Raw genomic sequence first — 13,690 nt, 5'->3', positions numbered from 1 at the left:
AATCACCGGTCTCGAAACATGTCTACCGATTTCGCCTTCGGCCCGTTCGTCCTTGACACGCGGCGCGGACAGCTTCTCCGCGAGGGGCTGCCGGTATCCGTCAGCAGCAAAGGGCTGCGCCTGTTGGAAGCGTTTCTTGCGTCATCCGGTCGAGTCCTCACGAAAGCTGAGCTCATGCAAGAAGCATGGGGTGACGCCGCGATTGAGGAAAGTAACCTCTCGGTCCAGATCGCGGCGCTCAGGAAGCAGCTTGGGCCGACGCCCGCTGGCGGCGAGTGGATTGCAACAATTCCACGTGTCGGATATCGTTTCGTCGGGCTTCCTGTGCACGGTCTGGCAGGAGCTGGCGATACGAGCAAGACCCCGCCTGCGGAGCGTCAGCACAGACCGTCAATTGCCGTGCTGCCTTTTGCCAATCTGAGCGGCGACAAAGAACAAGAATACCTCGCCGACGGTATCACCGAAGACATCATTACAGCCTTGACGCGTTTTCGCTGGTTCTTCGTCATCGCGCGCAACTCAAGCTTCGCCTACAAGTACAAGTCGCTTGACGCAAAGCAGATCGCACAAGAACTTGGCGTACAGTATCTGCTCGAGGGAAGTGTGCGAAAGTCAGGCCAGCAAATTCGTATATCCGCACAACTCATCGAGGCCACATCAGGCCAACACATCTGGGCTGAGCGCTATGACCTCGAACTGACTGAGGTTTTTGCTATTCAAGACGCAATTGCAGAGCGCGTGGCAGGTGCTATCGAACCGGAGCTGCTCAGGACTGAAGGGGCGCAGGCAGCGGCTCGACACACCGGCAATATCACGGTTTGGGACCTGGTCCGTCGCGGGACCTGGCACTTCCATCAGGTGACACGTGACAACCATCTGAAAGCCCGAGAACTATTTCGGCAAGCCTGCAAACTCGATCCCGAACTTCCCGAGGCTCATCTTTGGCTTGGGCGAGTGAGTGCCGGAGTGGTCCCGTATGGCTGGTCCGACAACCCTGTCGCTGATTTGCAGGAGGGCCTGGAGGCGGCCCTAAAGGCGGTGCGTCTTGACGAACGAAACCCCTATACGCACTACGCACTTGCAATCGTCAGTGTGTATTCGGAGCGGCTTGAGCAGGCGATCAGAGCCGCTCGAAAGGCCATCGAAATCAGTCCCAGCTTTGCATTGGGCCATTGCGTTTTGGGGATGGCGTTTCTTTTCAGCGGTCGTGCAGCGGAGGCGACTGCGCCGCTCGAATATGGGCTACGGCTGAGCCCATACGATCCACAGAACTTTGTGTGGTTCAATATTCTTGCACTCGCGCGCCTTTTCTCTGGACGTGGGGAAGCCGCGCTTGAAGCTGCCGCACGTGCCTTACAGGTTCGGCCCAATTGGTCGACCAGTCTGGAAGTTCTCGTCTACTGTTATGCTGCGCTCGATAAATGGGACGAAGCACGCCGCTGCGCGCAACAGATGGCCAGCGTTGCAAAACAACCCGGCGACGTACTAGCCCCCCTTAGGGCTCACAACCCGGCATGGACAGAGCAGATGAGCAGCGCGCTTCGTCGGGCAAATATTTAATAGCCGACGCAAATCGCCTGTCCGCTTATGATGCTGTGGACGGCTCCTCCACCTGGTGCGCAAGTGCCATAGGATTGGTGGCCAAAAGGTGACCACGATTCGGAGGAGCTCGATATGCAAGCGGTGACGACAATCGGTTTCGACATTGCGAAGTCTGTTTTCCAGGTTCACGGCATTGACGCAGACGGCCAGGGGGTTATTCGCCAGCGTCTCAAGCGGTCACGGGTTCTCGGTTTCTTCAGGAAGCTTTCGCCTTGTGTGGTTGGTATCGAGGCATGCGCGTCCTCGCACCACTGGTCGCGCGAGTTGCAGGCACTCGGGCACACGGTTCGATTGATGCCGCCGGCCTATGTGAAGCCGTATGTGAAACGCCAGAAGAACGATGCGGCCGATGCCGAGGCCATTTGCGAGGCGGTGCAGCGGCCAAGCATGCGGTTCGTGCCGACCAAGACACCCGACCAGCAAGCCTGTCTGATGCTCCACCGTACGCGGCATCTGTTCATTCGCCAGCAGACTGCGCTGATCAATGCGATCCGCGCCCACCTTGCCGAGTTTGGCATTGTCGCACCAGTCGGCCGCAATGGCGTCGAGAAGCTGCTCGATGTGGTTGCCGATCCCGACGATGGACGCGTGCCCGAGATTGCGCGCGAGTGCCTGGAGGCACTGGGCCGTCAACTATGGCAGCTGAAGCGGCAGATCCTGACGTTCGACCAGCATATCAACGCCTGGCATCGCTCAAACGAGACCAGCCGTCGGCTCGACGAACTCCCCGGGGTCGGTCCGGCGCTGGCAACCGCGCTGGTCGCCAGTATTCCCGATCCGAGGGCGTTTCGCTCGGGACGCGACTTCTCAGCCTGGATTGGGCTGGTGCCGAAGCAGAACTCCAGTGGAGGCAGGGAGAGGCTTGGCAATATCACCAAACAGGGCGATCGATACCTGCGCTCGCTGTTCTGTGCTGGCGCGTTGGCGGTGATCCGATACGCGAAAATCCACGGCACCAAGCATCGGCCATGGCTTGCCAAGCTGCTGGAGCGGCGGCCGACAAAGGTGGCCGCGATCGCGTTCGCCAACAAGATTGCCCGCATGGCCTGGGCGATGATGGCCAAGGGCGAGCGTTACAGGGAACCCGTCGCGCTGGCTCGCTAGGGCACGGCGACTTTGGACGAGATCGCGCCGGCAACGGCGTGATGTGAAGGCTGGAAAGGACTGACAGCAGGTAACGCAGAACCGGTCGATCCGGCGATCAGGACAACCCACATGGGCCACAGCATTGTCGAATGCGAGCTTTTGACCGGGACCTGATCCGCGGAAGGCATTATGGCCAGCGGCCCTATGAGCCGCGCTCAAAGGCCGAACACATGGCTGCTACGACCAGCGCTGCGACATGCAAAAGAACCTTGACAGCCCGGAGCCGTCCACACATGGCCCTTCGCGTCATCGTGCTGCGCTGCGAAAATTGGCCGCTATCGGGGGCAAAGCTGACATGGCCGGACTTGCGGCTGGCTCGGCCCGGTCGCGAATGACCCGAAGCGGACAGTGCCCCCAAGCGCCTTGACGGCGAAGGAGCAAGAGGAGAAGCTAACCTTGTAAAATCAGACAGTTGCCTGGCGGTCGGAGGGTTCGCCGGAGGCTTATATGACACGACAAGAGCGAAAGCTTGCCGCGATCCTGGCAGCAGATGTTGCCGGATACTCTCGCTTGATGGCCGCGGATGAAGCCGGAACACTCGTTCGGCTAAATGGCTTACGTGCAGATCTGATCAATCCCAAGATCGCACAATATCAAGGGCGAGTGGTGGGGTCCGCTGGTGACAGTTTGTTGATTGAGTTCGGGAGCGCTGTTGATGCCGTGCAATGCGCAGTCGAAACCCAGGAGTGGATCGCGCTACGCAACACAGAGTGGCCCGACCACAATCGTATGGTATTCCGCATTGGGATCAATCTAGGAGACGTCATTTCTGATGGTGGGACGATTTATGGCGATGCTGTTAACTTGGCAGCTCGCCTGGAAAAGCTGGCGGCGCCCGGTACTGTCGTTGTCGGGCGCAGCATCTATGATCAGGTCAAAAGCAAGCTTCCATACGCATTCGTCGACCTAGGTGAACAACTCTTCAAAAATATTGCCGAGCCGGTGCGCGCCTTTGAGGTCGCGCCGGCAGAGCAGCTTAACACACCCTTGCCGACCTCTGATAATCTGCCCCTTCCGGCGAAGCCCTCTGTCGCGGTGCTTCCTTTCAACAACATGTCTTCCGATCCGGAACAAGAATATTTTTCGGACGGGATCACGGAGGACATCATTGCCGAACTCAGTCGTAACCCCAGCCTCTTTGTCATCGCTCGCAATTCTTCATTTGTGTTCAAGGGGCGCGCCGTGGATATCGCTGAGGTCGGGCGGAAGCTGGGAGTACGCTATGTCGTTGAGGGCAGTGTTCGGAGAGCTGGCAAACGCATTCGAATTACGGCCCAATTGATCGAGGCTTCCTCGGGCAACCATGTGTGGGCCGAACGCTATGATCGCGATCTCGATGATTTATTTGCTGTTCAGGATGAAGTTACCGATCAAATCGTCTGGGCACTTGCCGGGCGGGTCGGCGCCGCTGAAATCGATCGTTCTAAACGAGAGAAGCGGGGGCGCCTCGATGCCTACGATACACTTTTGCGCGGGATAGAGGCCTTTCACCGCTTCTCCGAAAAGGACAATGCAAATGCGATTCAGCATTTTGAGTCGGCCATAGAGCTGGACCCGACCTCAGCTAGAGCTTATGCATGGTTGGCAGAGGCGAATGGCTACGCATCTGTGTTCGCGGCCGACGCCTCGCGTCGGGTCCTATCTCTTCAAGCCGCTCAACGATCTATCGAATTGGGCGAGGCAAGTGGACACGCCGAGGCTATAATAGCTAGCAATTGTCGGTGGAACGGGGATTTCGAAGCCGCCGAAGCTCATTTGAACCGTGCCATTGTGCTCGGGCCGCGAAATCCTTACGTGCTTGCTTGGATGGGATATTTTCGGCTTTGGCAAGGCCGAACGGTCGAAGCTCGAGATATTGGGGAGCGCCTTCGCCGGCTCGATCCACTCGATCCGGGTTGGGTTCATGAACTCCTTGCCTGTGCCTATTACTTGCTCAGCGACTACGCGGCCTCGCTAGAATCATTCCGGAGGTGGCGAAACAATGAGCACTACCGTGGCCTCGCCAATCTCACTGCATGTCTCGGTAAACTTGGGCGGATCGACGATGCTATCGTCGCTTGGCGGAAATGCATCGCTGCGAGACCAGGCTTCACAATCGAAGAATACAAAATGGGGTCGCCATATCTGCGGAAGGAGGATTTGGAACATTGGCTCGATGGTCTAAACAGGGCAGGTATCTTGGAGTGATGAACTCACTCCTTAAGTTGTAGGCCGCCCAAGGTGGTTATGTGCATTCGGACAATCTTCCAAATATCATTCCGCCGATACCAGACATTAGTTTCACAATACGATCGATCCCACTCGGCGCCATCGGCTGCCCGAAACCGCTGCCGCCACTCGAAACTTGTTGTCGCGGCATCACCTAGGGCGCTGATCACGATGTCATCTGCGGGCGGAAGATCAATTGATAGAGGACCGCCGCCGACTTCTAAAACTGCCAGCCACCACTTCCGCAAATCAGGCAACGTCGTCCGCTCCCCGACAGCGAAGATAACGGCATCATTCCAGTAATACGACAAATACAGTTCGGGCTCTCTACGCAGCCAATCTTCGCCCCTCCTCCTGTGAAGTTCGCGTACCTCAGCGATGATGGCAAGCTCTTCCGCGTTCATCTGGCCTCCATGTCGACCAATGCTCGGTCATCTGGAGAGAACATACTGTTTCCCAGGTTCGATAGCCAATCTGGTTATGATCTCATGTCCGGTATTGGCCTCAAGGCGACATCCCAGCTATCAAATACGATGCCCGGTTTTGAGGGGAAAGCTGCCGTGCAGCGGACATGGTCATGAAGTCCGAATCTGACCCAAAGCGTACATGAGGCCGGCGTCCGCTCCATTGCCTATACGATTTTTCCGGGATTCATGATGCCGTTCGGGTCCAGCGCATTCTTGATCGCACGCATGGCTTCGATAGCGCTACTGCCATGCTCCGCTTCCAGGAAATGCTTCTTGCCTTGGCCGATACCGTGCTCACCGGTGCAGGTGCCCTCCATAGCAAGCGCACGTTCTGCGATACGCTCAATGAACGCCTGAGTGCGAGCGACTTCATCGGCGTCTTCCATCATTACCAAGACGGACGCATGAAAATTTCCGTCACCCGCATGTCCAACGATTGGCGCAACAAGACCGCTTGCTTCAATGTCTCGTTTCGTCTCGGTGACGCATTCCGCCAAGCGTGAAATAGGCACGCAGACGTCAGTCGCAACGGTCCTTGCGCCAAGGCGGAAAGATGAATTTGCCCAAAAAACGTCATGACGAGCCTGCCAAAGGCGTGTCCGCTCTTCAAGGCTTGTAGCCCATTGGAAGCTACTGCCATCATAGTCGCGTGCAACCTCGCCGAAACACTCAGCTTGCTCGGCGACGCTGGCGTCCGATCCGTGAAATTCAAGGAACAGCATCGGTGTTTCCGGCATGCTGAGCTTTGAATATGCGTTGAATGAGCGAATCTGAACTTCATCGAGAAGTTCGACGCGCGCGACAGGGATACCTACTTGAATTGCAGCTATGGCGGCGCCGCAGGCAGCCTGGACCGAAGGGAATGCACAAACACCGGCCGAAATCGCTTCCGGAATCGCATGAAGCTTCAGTGTCATCTCGGTAATAACGCCAAGTGTACCCTCTGCACCGACAATTAGGCGAGTTAGGTCGTATCCAGCCGATGACTTTCGTGCCCGCCTGGACGTGGTCATGACCTCACCGCTCGCAAGCACAACCACCAGCGCGAGGACATTATCCTTCATGGTCCCGTAGCGAACGGCGGTCGTTCCTGAGGCGCGCGTCGAGGCCATTCCACCAAGCGAGGCGTCCGCTCCCGGATCAACGGGAAAGAACAATCCCTGATCCCGCAGATGCTCATTGAGCCGCTTTCGCGTAATACCGGGCTGAACGACACAATCAAAGTCCTCTGCGTGCACTTCTAGGACCTGGTTCATATCCTTCAAGTCGATGGAGACACCCCCAAACGGCGCATTGACGTGGCCCTCGAAGGAGGTGCCGGCACCGAACGGAATAATCGGAACGAAGTGACGAGCGCAAATTTGAACGATCTGCTGAACCTCAGCGGAGGACTGCGGGTAGATGACCGCGTCCGGCGGCTCGGAGACGATCCAAGTGGTGGTATTGCCATGCTGTTGACGGACAGGTTGTGAGGTTACCAGCCGATTGCCGAATGTTGCGGCTAGTTCTGCAATGGCTTGCGCGCGCGCGGCGGGTGCAAGGCGCGACCGTGTCGTCTCGTTCATAGGAATATTCCTGACCTGAACAAGCAGCGTCACGTTCTACCAGAGGCCTCGGCGGTCGAATTGTAAACTCACTAGTCGGTATACATAGGATTGGCTTAATGTAAGGCATGCCCAGATCCGCAGAGCGCACCCGGCGACAAATTCTCGACGCAGCCTATGAGCTCTTCTACCGGAAGGGGTTTAGCCGCGTCGGGGTCGACGAGGTCGCTGCTTTCGCAGGTTTGACCAAGCGTACATTCTACTACCACTTCACCAGCAAGGATGAACTGCTTGGATCAGTGCTGGCCTTGCATAGCGAGCTGTCATTGGCGCGCATCCGGAAGTATGAGGACCGTTATTCTGGAAGCGCTGACGAAATAATAGACGTCCTCTTCTCCGAGCTCGCCAGGTGGTCGGCGAAGCCCGGTTGGGCGGGAGCCGGATTCACCCGCATCGTTATGGAACTGGCCGACCTCCCCGGCCATCCGGCTCGGGCGATTGCTCATCGCCACAAAGCAGCTGTGGAAGCGTGGTGGGCAAGTCTTCTTGAAAATGCGGGCATCTCGGCCCCTCTGGAACGGGCGCGCGAAGTCGTACTCCTTATGGAGGGAGCGACAGCGTTGATCCTCATTCATGGTGATCGAACCTACGCCAAGGCCGCGTGCCAGGCCGCAAAGAAACTTGCTGGCGAATCTTCGCCGACCGCATCCACCTGCACGTGCCGGCATGCCAGCTCACGGAGATCGAGGAGTAGTGCGAAGCGATCTTGAGAAATAGGAACTCAACTGAAGACCCACTTCGTCCCCGTAGTCTTCTATCGGCCCTAAGGCGACATCCGAGCTGCCAATTGCTATGCCCGGTTTTGAGGAGAAAGCCGCCGTACAGTGGACATGGCCATGAAGTCCGAATCTGACCCCTAGCCGACCTCAGGTGGCCGTGATGCGAACCTTCAGTCGAAAACGCAAAGCAGGCTTCCTTGAGGCCGTCTTCCTGTTACCAGTCAATGCGACCGTCGACCTTTCCGGACAGGCTTTCGATATCCCCGCCAACTAGACTAGCGCATCGACCTATCAGGGCAGGCTCCAAAAGTGATAAAATGGCGACGCTGCGGCATGGGGCACCACCGTTCCCGACCTGACTCAGTATCATCTCAGGGAGGTGATTATGTCTGTTCCCTTTATCATGCAGGGCAATTTATCGCCTGTGCGGAATCTATTTGTCTGTTTGGCTCTATTGTACAGCGCAGCGAGCATCTATGCGGCCGAGCCGCAGAGATGGTGCACTGATGCCGGTGGTCAGCGGGCTGAGCTGGTCTTCGCCGATGACGGGCCTCCTATCATTAAGATCAAGGATAAAGTCACGGAACGTCTTGATGAGGCGACATGGCGTGGGCATGTCATCTTCGGGACCATGGACTATGAACTCGGCGAGATGTCCTACGAAGACCAGAAGGTGGTAATCTATGACGACCGCGTATTCTGGCCCTAGTGTCCCGAATCCGAAGTTCGCCACAGCCAGCGGGAACACCCGAGCGAACTTCGGATTCGGAAGGACACTAGAAAACTCAATGATTCTAGTGTGCTTTTGAACGTGAAGTTCCTGTCGGTGCTACCCGCCTGATATCAGGAACTTCGCGTTCAGCACACTAGCTCTCGTGAACGCCCCGGCTGGTCATAGGCATTCTGGAGTCGTAGTTCAGCGCGTTGGCCGCCTTGGCGATGGCTTGTAGGGCAATCCCCAATATGCTGCACCGCATGAGTCGGCTTCTGGTCCATCGCATCGTCTCGCCGCACTGCAAAAATCAATCGCTGTCGGGGCATAGCTGACATGGCCAACCTTACCGCTGGTTCGACCCGGTAGCGAATGACCCAAAACGGACATTGCTCCTCCTTAGGAATCGGCGCTCGGTTGTCTGCCACTTCTCGTTCGCTGCCCAGTGGCAAAGTGCTAGGCTGTGTATATCGCACATGGCGTGTTCCCAGGAGAACCACGAAACGGCGCGAAGCCCAAATCACCACCGCCACGGCCGACGCCGATTTGTAAGGGATCGTGAAATCTGTCTCCCTGTCTTTATGTCACAGGTTTGCTGCCGCCACAGGAAATCTCTACGCCCGAAGGCCTTGACTCCCAAAAAATCGAGGTCTCTACTCCTCAGGTGGCTTTTGTGGCGTGTCTGAGCGTTGAGGTGACCAGATGGCATCAGACATCTTTGCAAAGATCGGGGACATCAAAGGGGAATCCCTAGATGTCAAACACAAAGACGAAATCGAGGTGCTGTCGTTCTCCTGGGGTGTCGCAAATACCGGGAACATTGGCACCGGCGGTGGCGGCGGCGCCGGCAGGGCGACCTTCCAGGATCTCTCCATCGTTCACAAAATCGACAAGGCGACTCCGAGGCTGCTGGAGGCGTGCGCGACGGGCGGGCATTTGAAGGACGCCACCATCACACAGCGCAGAGCGGGCAAAGGCCAGCAGGAGTACCTCATCATCAAGATGAACGACGTCATCATCACCGGTGTCGCGCTCGGCGACACCAGCGACGACACGGGATCGGAGACCGTTAGTCTGGCGTTTGCCAAGGTCGATTTCGAGTACAGGCCGCAACGGGCAGACGGGTCCCTCGATGCGGGGATTCACTTCAAGTTCGACATCAAAGCCCACAAAGGCGGCTAGTGTGCTGAACGCGACGTTGGAGGAAACCTGCCTGGACAGGTCATGGAGCCGTCAGAATCATTGACGCGTGAGTTGTCGCTCGAGGAGGCGGTCTCGTTCGCGATCCTTCTGCAGAAAAACCAGCAGTTCGACGAGGCCCACGCAATGTACCGCCGGGTGCTCGAGACAGCGCCTGATCATCCACGTGCGTTGCACTACGCCGGCGTGCTCGCGCATCAACGAGGACGGAACGACGAAGCCCTCACGCTCATCGAGCGGAGCCTCGCGCTCGTGCCCGATAATGCGGACTGGTTCAGCAACCTCGGCATCGTCTTCCAATCGGACGATAGGCTGGACTCCGCCATCGACTCGTACCAGCGTGCGATCGCCATCGATCCGAGCCACGCGAACGCCCACAACAATCTAGGAGTGGTCCTGCGGGCGACCGGACAGTCGGTCGAGGCGGAAGCAGCGTATCGCGCAGCCATCCGATTGAATCCCGAACATATCGACGCGTACACCAATCTGGGCATTCTGCTCAACGGGTTGAAGCGCACTGAAGAAGCCGCGGTGTGTTACTGCAAAGTCATCACGCTCAGACCAAAGCACCGCGAAGCGCGAAAACTGCTGGCCCTGGCGCACTGCACGCTGGGCCAGATCTGTGAGGCGGTAAAAATCTACGGAGAATGGCTCGAAGAAGAACCAGGGGATCCGATTGCGCGGCATATGTTGGCGGCCTGCACAGGTCGAGATGTGCCCGAACGCGCATCAAATGAATTTGTCGAGACAACCTTTGACGGTTTTGCATCGAGCTTCGAATCGAAGCTTGGGAGGCTGTCGTATCGTGCGCCATCGCTCGTCGCGGCAACTCTGGAAGAGTCCGGCATTGAGCCTTCGCATCGCCTTGACGTGCTGGACGCGGGATGTGGAACGGGACTCTGCGGCGCAATCATCGCGCCTTTTGCACGCCGGTTGGTCGGCGTGGATCTGTCCGAAGGGATGCTGGCACACGCTAAGGACAAGAACATCTACCACGCACTAATGAAAGCTGAGTTGACCGAGTACCTGCGCGACAACAGTCAAACCTTCGACCTGATCGTGTCGGCCGACACGCTCGTGTATTTCGGCGACCTGAAAGGCGTCATCGCGGCGACCGCAGGAGCATTGCGCCCAAGCGGGCTCTTCGTGTTCACGCTCGAACACGCGGTCGGAGACAGCGCGGGTGTCAACTATCGCCTTGAGCCACACGGGCGTTACAGTCATGCCCAGGCTTACGTCGAGCAGTTGCTCAACCTCTTCGGCCTGCAGTCGAAAGTCATCCAGGCCGAATTACGCATGGAAGCAGGCGCGCCAGTGCAGGGCCTGGTGATTCGTGCGGCGAAGTCTGCGGCTGGCTCGCCGGGTAGCCCAATCCGGCCATCACTAACAACCCGCGTTGACTCTTCTTGAGGGTAATGATTTTCTCGATCTTTGAGGTGCCATGTCGATCCGAGATAACTTACGGCGCCTCTTTGACCATTGGACGGCGGTTTAGCCCAAGAGCCAGAATGCGAGGCTACTGATTGGCAATAAAAGTTTGAGTCTTGTCGGAGGCGAGTTTGTTTCCTGTCCCAAAGCGAAGGATCCTGTCGACCCACTGGGGCACATATGTCGCGGTATCTGAGGGTAGTGAGTTAGTGGGGCTGGGTCCATTTGAGGGTGATCCGGCGCCGTCCCCAATCGCGCGTTCGATTATCGATGCGATGCATAGTCCGGCCCGAATATTGCGACCGATGGTCAGATCTTCATTTCTCGAGAAAAGACACAAAGCTGGCGGTGAGCTTCGTGGCCGCGAACCGTTCGTCGCGGTCAGTTGGCCGGTCGCAATTGCCTTAGTCGCCAATGAGCTCGACCGGGTCCGCTTGGCCCACGGAAACTCTGCGATTTTCGGAGGCTCATACGGGTGGGCGAGTGCGGGCCGGTTTCACCATGCCCAAAGTCAGATCCATCGCTTTCTCAATATCATAGGGGGTTATACCCGCTCCGTGAACAGTTACAGTTTTGGCGCCGCAGAAGTCATTCTTCCTCACGTCATAGGAGACCATCGTGGATTGTTCACGGAGCTGACGACGTGGCAGACAATAGCCAAGCACTCGGAGCTCGTAGTCGCGTTCGGCGGTCTCTCAAGCAAGAACGCACAGATCAATGCCGGGGGGCTTCGTCGGCACGGCCTCACTGAGAATCTAGAGCGTCTGCGGCAGTCTGGGGTCGACATCCTGTCTGTAAGTCCTATCCGCGATGATACGGATCCGGCATGCAACGTAGCCTGGTTGCCGATCAAGCCGACGACCGATGTTGCTCTCATGCTGGCAATCGCCCACGTCCTGATCGCCGAGGATAGACACGACATGACTTTTCTGGAGCGCTACACCGCTGGTTTTCCGGCTTTCCGCGCTTACGTGATGGGTGAGAGCGACCAAATGGCCAAGACGCCAGAATGGGCCTCGCCAATCTGCGCAGTCCCGCCGGCCACTATTCGGGACCTTGCTCGGCGCATGAGTAGTCGCCGGACGCTCTTGACGATGTCGTGGTCGCTCCAACGGGCCGAACATGGCGAACAGCCCTACTGGATGCTGATCACGCTGGCCGCGATGCTTGGACAAATCGGTTTGCCGGGAGGCGGCTTTGGGTTTGGGTACGGTTCAGTTGACGGCGTCGGCAACGCTGCGCAGAGCATCAAGTGGCCATCTTTGCCACAGGGGCGCAACCCGGTAGAGACGTTCATCCCAGTTGCGCGCCTAGCGGACATGCTGCTTTCTCCGGGCGGCGCGTGCGACTACAATGGCCAGACACTGACTTATCCTGATATTCGTCTGATCTATTGGGCTGGTGGCAATCCGTTTCATCATCATCAGGATCTCAATCGGTTGCTAAGGGCATGGAAGCGCCCTGAGACTGTCATCGCTCACGAGATGTTCTGGAATGGTCTCGCCCGCCATAGCGACATCGTGTTACCCGTGACACTCCAGATTGAGCGGAATGACATCACATGCTCCCCGCGAGATCGGGCACTGATCGCCTCCCATAAGTTGGTTGAGCCTCCCGGCGAGGCCCGTGACGACCATTGGATATTCGCAAGCTTGGCACGTGAATTGAGCCTCGAAAGCCTCTTCACTGAAGACCGTGACGAGGAGGGTTGGCTGCGTCATCTGTACGACTTGATAGTACGTGAAAATATCCGGTCTGACATGACGCTGCCCGATTTCGACGAATTTTGGATGAACGGCATGGTATTGTTTCCCGAAGAGACGAGCTCGCCACCATTACTCCAGGCATTCAGGTCCGACCCTGCGGCCCACCCTCTCTCCACGCCGTCAGGGCTCATCGAGATCTATTCAGAGCGGGTCGCTAGTTTCTGCTACACAAACTGTCTTGGGCACCCGGTTTGGATGCAGCCGAACGAGTGGCTGGGAGCGTCCACGACAAAGCGCACCCTGCATCTTCTTTCAAATCAGCCCAAGACGAAACTTCATAGCCAGCTCGATCACGGGATCAATTCTCGTGAGTCCAAGATACAGCAGCGCGAGCCGATCCGCATGCATCCTTTGGATGCCGCATCGCGTGGCATTTCCGACGGAGCGGTCGTCCGGGTGTTCAACGAGCGTGGTGCTTGCCTGGCCGGTGCCCGCCTGTCGACGGAAGTGATGCCAGGTGTTGTGCAGCTTTCGACCGGCGCATGGTACGATCCATTGATGCCAGGTTCACCTGGAAGTTTGGACAAGCATGGAAACCCGAATCTTCTGACTCAAGATCGCGGCACGTCCAGTTTGGCTCAGGGTTGCAGTGCCAATTCCTGCCTTGTCGAAGTGGAATTGTTCGTCGACGATCTTCCTCGCATTACTTGTTACGATGCACCCGATATCACCCAATAGAGCATCGGCCCGAAAAGTGCGCGCGGTTTTCGGGAAAGCCGATGCGCAATATCAAAGAGATAGAGCGGGCTGACTCCACCCTCGTACCAAAGGTCGAATTTGCGAAAGAGAAAGCTGTCGGCCAAGTTATTGGGGATCCTGCTGCTGATCATCAATCATA

The 13,690-nt window shown here is 57.3% G+C and carries 10 protein-coding genes; 8 read left to right on the top strand and 2 right to left on the bottom strand.

Annotation, left to right across the window (positions count from 1 at the left end; all coding sequences use genetic code 11):
• Window positions 1–18 precede the first annotated feature (18 nt).
• The 3 genes from G5V57_RS15530 to G5V57_RS15520 all read left to right on the top strand — a co-directional run bounded on the left by G5V57_RS15530 (window position 19) and on the right by G5V57_RS15520 (window position 4,935).
• Complete coding sequence (locus tag G5V57_RS15530) at window positions 19–1,560, top strand: winged helix-turn-helix domain-containing protein (protein WP_165168453.1); 1,542 nt, start codon at window positions 19–21, stop codon at window positions 1,558–1,560.
• A 114-nt stretch (window positions 1,561–1,674) separates the two neighbouring features.
• Window positions 1,675–2,706, top strand: coding sequence for an IS110 family transposase (locus tag G5V57_RS15525; protein WP_165165892.1), 1,032 nt, complete (start codon window positions 1,675–1,677; stop codon window positions 2,704–2,706).
• A 489-nt stretch (window positions 2,707–3,195) separates the two neighbouring features.
• Window positions 3,196–4,935 (top strand): adenylate/guanylate cyclase domain-containing protein, encoded by a 1,740-nt coding sequence (locus G5V57_RS15520; RefSeq protein WP_165168451.1) that lies wholly within the window; start codon window positions 3,196–3,198, stop codon window positions 4,933–4,935.
• 5 nt (window positions 4,936–4,940) lie between these two features.
• Here G5V57_RS15520 and G5V57_RS15515 read toward each other — a convergent pair whose 3' ends face one another.
• The gene (locus G5V57_RS15515; protein ID WP_165168449.1) at window positions 4,941–5,360 is read right to left on the bottom strand and encodes a DUF4440 domain-containing protein; all 420 of its coding nucleotides are present in this window, start codon (window positions 5,358–5,360) and stop codon (window positions 4,941–4,943) included.
• Window positions 5,361–5,587: 227 nt separating this feature from the next.
• Complete coding sequence (locus G5V57_RS15510) at window positions 5,588–6,988, bottom strand: FAD-binding oxidoreductase (protein WP_165168447.1); 1,401 nt, start codon at window positions 6,986–6,988, stop codon at window positions 5,588–5,590.
• A 107-nt stretch (window positions 6,989–7,095) separates the two neighbouring features.
• Between G5V57_RS15510 and G5V57_RS15505 the strand changes: the two genes are divergently transcribed.
• From G5V57_RS15505 to G5V57_RS15485, 5 genes are all read left to right on the top strand, one after another.
• On the top strand, window positions 7,096–7,737 hold the full coding sequence (locus G5V57_RS15505) for a TetR/AcrR family transcriptional regulator (protein ID WP_165168445.1): 642 nt from the start codon (window positions 7,096–7,098) through the stop codon (window positions 7,735–7,737).
• Between the two features lie 394 nt (window positions 7,738–8,131).
• Complete coding sequence (locus G5V57_RS15500; RefSeq protein WP_165168443.1) at window positions 8,132–8,455, top strand: hypothetical protein; 324 nt, start codon at window positions 8,132–8,134, stop codon at window positions 8,453–8,455.
• 705 nt (window positions 8,456–9,160) lie between these two features.
• The gene (locus tag G5V57_RS15495; protein ID WP_165168441.1) at window positions 9,161–9,640 is read left to right on the top strand and encodes a type VI secretion system tube protein Hcp; all 480 of its coding nucleotides are present in this window, start codon (window positions 9,161–9,163) and stop codon (window positions 9,638–9,640) included.
• A gap of 42 nt (window positions 9,641–9,682) precedes the next feature.
• Window positions 9,683–11,068, top strand: coding sequence for a tetratricopeptide repeat protein (locus G5V57_RS15490; protein WP_165168439.1), 1,386 nt, complete (start codon window positions 9,683–9,685; stop codon window positions 11,066–11,068).
• Window positions 11,069–11,202: 134 nt separating this feature from the next.
• Window positions 11,203–13,530, top strand: a complete 2,328-nt coding sequence (locus G5V57_RS15485; RefSeq protein ID WP_371744793.1) for a molybdopterin-dependent oxidoreductase — start codon at window positions 11,203–11,205, stop codon at window positions 13,528–13,530.
• Window positions 13,531–13,690 lie beyond the last annotated feature (160 nt).

Source organism: Nordella sp. HKS 07, from assembly GCF_011046735.1.
GTDB lineage: Bacteria > Pseudomonadota > Alphaproteobacteria > Rhizobiales > Aestuariivirgaceae > Taklimakanibacter.
This window is presented reverse-complemented; position numbering and strand designations above follow the sequence as displayed.

Coding starts and splice junctions, on each gene's coding strand:
- G5V57_RS15530 (WP_165168453.1), top strand. CDS start 19: ATGTCTACCGATTTCGCCTTCGGCCCGTTCGTCCTTGACACGCGGCGC.
- G5V57_RS15510 (WP_165168447.1), bottom strand. CDS start 6,988: ATGAACGAGACGACACGGTCGCGCCTTGCACCCGCCGCGCGCGCGCAA.
- G5V57_RS15515 (WP_165168449.1), bottom strand. CDS start 5,360: ATGAACGCGGAAGAGCTTGCCATCATCGCTGAGGTACGCGAACTTCAC.
- G5V57_RS15525 (WP_165165892.1), top strand. CDS start 1,675: ATGCAAGCGGTGACGACAATCGGTTTCGACATTGCGAAGTCTGTTTTC.
- G5V57_RS15500 (WP_165168443.1), top strand. CDS start 8,132: ATGTCTGTTCCCTTTATCATGCAGGGCAATTTATCGCCTGTGCGGAAT.
- G5V57_RS15495 (WP_165168441.1), top strand. CDS start 9,161: ATGGCATCAGACATCTTTGCAAAGATCGGGGACATCAAAGGGGAATCC.
- G5V57_RS15520 (WP_165168451.1), top strand. CDS start 3,196: ATGACACGACAAGAGCGAAAGCTTGCCGCGATCCTGGCAGCAGATGTT.
- G5V57_RS15505 (WP_165168445.1), top strand. CDS start 7,096: ATGCCCAGATCCGCAGAGCGCACCCGGCGACAAATTCTCGACGCAGCC.
- G5V57_RS15490 (WP_165168439.1), top strand. CDS start 9,683: ATGGAGCCGTCAGAATCATTGACGCGTGAGTTGTCGCTCGAGGAGGCG.